This is a genomic window from Streptomyces cellostaticus (assembly GCF_001513965.1).
Classification (GTDB): domain Bacteria; phylum Actinomycetota; class Actinomycetes; order Streptomycetales; family Streptomycetaceae; genus Streptomyces; species Streptomyces cellostaticus.
Map to the genome: position 1 here is coordinate 1 of NZ_KQ948100.1, position 4,335 is coordinate 4,335.

2 protein-coding genes are annotated in these 4,335 nt (G+C 70.1%); both read left to right on the forward strand.

What is annotated here, in order from left to right:
• A partial coding sequence (locus AQI88_RS42175; RefSeq protein ID WP_159050603.1) for an SDR family NAD(P)-dependent oxidoreductase occupies positions 1 to 3,367 on the forward strand: 3,367 nt, incomplete at its 5' end.
• The coding region (locus AQI88_RS42180) for a beta-ketoacyl synthase N-terminal-like domain-containing protein (RefSeq protein WP_208616101.1) at positions 3,367 to 4,335 on the forward strand (969 nt) is incomplete at its 3' end. The genes AQI88_RS42175 and AQI88_RS42180, both read left to right, overlap by 1 nt.

A 4,335-nucleotide genomic window follows, 5' to 3' on the forward strand; every position in this document is an offset into this window, starting at 1 on the left:
GAATGGCCCCCGGCAGGTGGTGGTGGCCGGAGACGCGCAGGCATGCGTTCAGTTCGCGGACGCCTACGCCGATCGCGGTGCCCGGCAGATCGCGGTCGACTACGCCTCCCACACCGCGCACGTCGAGGCGGTCAGGGACCGTCTGGCCGAGGACCTGGCCGGGGTGTCTGCGGGCAGTAGCCCGGTGCCGTTCTACTCCACGCTTGAAGCGCGGGTGGTGGATACCGCTGAGCTGGATGGCGGGTACTGGTACCGGAACCTGCGTCAGACGGTGCGGTTCGGTGAGGTCATTGCCGCGCTGGCGGTGGAGGGCCACCGGGTGTTTGTGGAGGTCAGTCCGCATCCGGTGCTGGGTATGGCTATTGCGCAGGCCGGTGAGGATCTGGTGGCGGCGGCCAGTTTGCAGCGCGGCGATGGCGGGCGTGGGCGGTGGTTGTCCGCGCTGGCTGGTGCGTATGCGGCTGGTGTCGCGGTGGACTGGGCCGCGGTGACCGCCGATGGCGCGAGGAAGGTCGGCCTGCCGACGTATCCGTTCCAGCGTCAGCGCTACTGGCCGAAGGCTGTCACGGGTCGTGGGGACGCTTCGTCGGCTGGTCAGCAGCGTTCCGGGCACCCATTGTTGGCGGCGGCGGTGTGGCTGGCCGAGGGTGATGGGCTGGTGTTGACGGGCCGTTTGTCGCTGGCCGCGATGCCGTGGCTGGCCGATCACGCGGTCCACGGCACGGTCCTGCTGCCCGGTACCGCGTTTGTGGACCTGGCGGTCCACGCCGGGGACCTGGCCGGGTGCGGTGTCCTGGAGGAGTTGACGCTTCAGGAGCCGCTGGTCCTTCCTGGCTCCGGTGGCGTGCAGTTGCAGATCCAGGTCGGCGACAGCGACGGCGACAGTGGTCGGCGGACGGTCACCGTCTCGTCGCGCGAGGGGGAGGGCGAATGGGTTCGGCACGCGGTCGGCGCGCTGGCTCCTGCTGGCAGTGAGCCTGCCCCGGCCCCGCTGGCCGCTTGGCCTCCGGCCGGCGTGGAGCCTGTTCCAGTTGACGACGCCTACGAGAAGCTCGCACAGCGGGGCTACGGCTACGGGCCGGCGTTCCAGGGCTTGCGTCAGGTGTGGCGTGCCGGGGACACCGTCTACGCCGAGGTGGAGCTGCCCCAGGCCGCGGAAGCGGATGTTGCCGGGTTCGGCTTGCATCCCGCTCTGCTCGACGCCGCTCTGCAAGGTCTGCTGGCTGCCAGTGACGGCAGTGGTGGGACTGGGTTGCCGTTTGCGTGGTCGGGGGTGCGGCTGCTGGCCGGCGGTGCCCGCCATCTGCGAGTGGTCTTGGCACCCGGGTCGGGCGGCGTCTCGGTGACGGCGTTCGACGGTGTCGGTCAGCCGGTGTTGGAGGCGCGGTCGTTGGCGCTGCGTGAGGCTTCGGCCGGTCAGCTTGCTGGGTCTGGTCGGCAGGTGCGGCAGTCGCTGTTCACGGTGGACTGGGTCCCGCTGGCGGCGCAGGCTTCGACTGCCGCAGTGGAGTGGGCGCGGCATGGTGAGTCGGTCGAGTCTGAGTTGGCGCCGGTGGTTGTTGCGGCCGTGCCGGCTGCCCCGTCGGGGGCTTCGGCGCCGCAGGCGGCTCAGCTGGCTGCCGCGACGGTGTTGGGTTGGGTGCAGCAGTGGCTGGCCGATCCCGAGACCGACAATGCGCGGTTGGTGATCTGGATCCAGGGTGTGGCTGCTGGGCAGGATCTGGCCGGCGCGGCGGTGGCGGGCCTGGTCCGCTCGGCGCAGTCGGAGCACCCGGGTCGTTTGCTGCTGGTCGATGTCGACCCGTCAGCCGGCCTGGACCCCACCCACGACGCTGACGTGGACACCGTCCTGGCTGCGGTGCTGGATGCCGACGAGCCTGAGGTCTGCGTCCGTCCCGCTACTGACGGCGGGGGAGTCGCGGCGTTCGGTCGGCGGCTGGCCCGGGCCGGGACGGAGGAGCCCGGGACCGCGCCCGCCGAGTGGGACCGGCAGGGCACCGTCCTGGTCACGGGTGGAACCGGAACGCTGGGCGGGGAGTTGGCTCGGCACCTGGTGGACGACCGTGGCATGCGGCACCTGGTGCTGATGTCGCGGCGCGGCCCCGCCGCGCCGGGGGCTGCCCGCCTGGTCGCGGAGTTGGCACGGTCGGGTGCGGAGGTGCGGGTCCAGGCCGGCGACGCCGCCGACCGCGACGCCCTCGCCCCGGTGCTGGCCAAGATCGCGGCTGAGCGGCCGCTGACCGCGGTGGTGCACGCCGCCGGGGTGATCGACGACGCCACCGTGGAGTCGCTGACGCCTGAGCGGATGGCGACGGTGCTGGCGGCCAAGGCGGATGCGGCGTGGAACCTGCACGAGTTGACCGAGGGCACGGGCCTGGCCGGGTTCGTGCTGTACTCCTCGGCAGCTGCCATTCTGGGGAGCCCGGGGCAGGGAAGCTATTCCGCCGCCAATGCGTTCCTGGATGCGCTGGCCGCCTACCGTCGCGATCGGCAGCTGGCTGGTCAGTCGCTGGCGTGGGGCCTGTGGGCTCAGACCTCGGAGATGACCGGGCATCTCAACGGCACCGGTCTGTCTCGCCTGCGTCGCGGCGGTATCCAGCCGATGACGACCGGTCAGGGCCTGGCGCTGTTCGAGGCTGCCGCCGCGTTGGGTACGCCGTTGGCGGTCCCGGCCCGACTGGACTTGGCCGCGTTGTCGCGTGCCGGGGGGCCGTTGCCTCCGTTGCTGCGCGGCTTGGTCGCCGGTGTCTCCGCACGCCCGACCGCAGCTGTGGCTGCGGCTGCGGCTGGCTTGGCGGCCCGGTTGGCTGCGCTCAGTCCCGAGGAGCGTGAGCAGGAAGTCCTGCAGATCGTTCGGTCTGCCGTCGCCGTCGTTCTGGGTCATGCCGGCCCTGGGGACGTTGATCCCCGGCGGGCCTTCCGGGACATGGGGATCGACTCCCTGACCGCGCTGGAGCTCCGCAACCGGCTGTCGGCCGAGACCGGCCTCAGCCTTCCCGCCACCCTGGTCTTCGACTACCCGACATCGGCCGCGGTCGCCGGATACCTGCGGCCGGGAATAGTCGCCGACGGCGAGACGGGGATGGCGCCGATGATCGCCGAGCTCAACCAGCTCGAATCCCGTCTCCTGAACCTGGCGGCAAGCTGCGAGGCGCCCGACGGAATCACGAGAATCCTGCGCGGAATGCTGTCCAAATGGATGGATGCGCAGGGCGAGGTCCAGTCGGTAGACGAGTCTGACGACGCTTCCATAGCGCTTGATTCAGCGACTCCTGATGAAGTATTTGATTTCCTTGACAAAGAATTCCGATTGCATGGGTCGGAATCGGATGACTTTGATCGACGAATCGATGAGGAAGCCCTTTAATGGAAAACCAGGAAAAGCTCTTCGACTACCTGAAGAAGACGTCGGCTGAACTCGTCCAGATGCGCAAGCGCCTCAGGCACATGGAAGCACGTGAGCATGAGCCGGTGGCGATCGTGGGCATGGGTTGCCGGTTCCCGGGCGGGGTCGAGGACCCGGAGGGCTTCTGGCGGTTGATCGCCGGAGGGACCGACGCGATCTCGGGGTTCCCGGTGGATCGCGACTGGAACCTGGAGCGTCTGGACGGCTCTGATCCCGGTGATGCGAGCACCGCTTTTGCCCGGGTGGGTGGTTTCCTTGACGGCGCTGGTGATTTCGATGCGGAGTTCTTCGGGATCAGTCCGCGTGAGGCGTTGGGGATGGATCCCCAGCAGCGGCTGTTGCTGGAGACCTGCTGGGAGGCACTGGAGGACGCGGGGATCGAGCCGGGTTCGCTGCGGGGCACCGACACCGGCGTCTACGCCGGCATCATCGCGTCGGGCTACCAGGCTGGGGAGCAGGCCGGTGCCGACGGTTATGTGATGACCGGGACCGCGGCGAGTGTGGCGTCGGGTCGGGTGGCGTACTCGCTGGGGTTGCAGGGTCCCGCGGTGTCGGTGGACACGGCGTGTTCGTCCTCGCTGACGGCGATTCACCTTGCCGCGCAGGCACTCCGCTCTGGGGAGTGCGGGATCGCGCTGGCCGGTGGCGTCACGGTGATGGCCACCCCGGATGCGTACGTGGAGTTCGCGCGGCAGCGGGGGTTGGCTGCCGATGGCCGGTGCAAGCCGTTCGCGGAGGCAGCTGACGGTACCGGGTGGGGCGAGGGCGTCGGGATGCTGGTTCTGGAGCGGCTGTCCGACGCTCGCGCTCGTGGGCACCGGGTGCTGGCGGTCGTGGCGGGGAGTGCGGTCAACCAGGACGGGGCCAGCAACGGTCTGTCGGCGCCGAACGGGCCCTCCCAGCAGCGGGTGATCCGGGCCGCGTTGGCG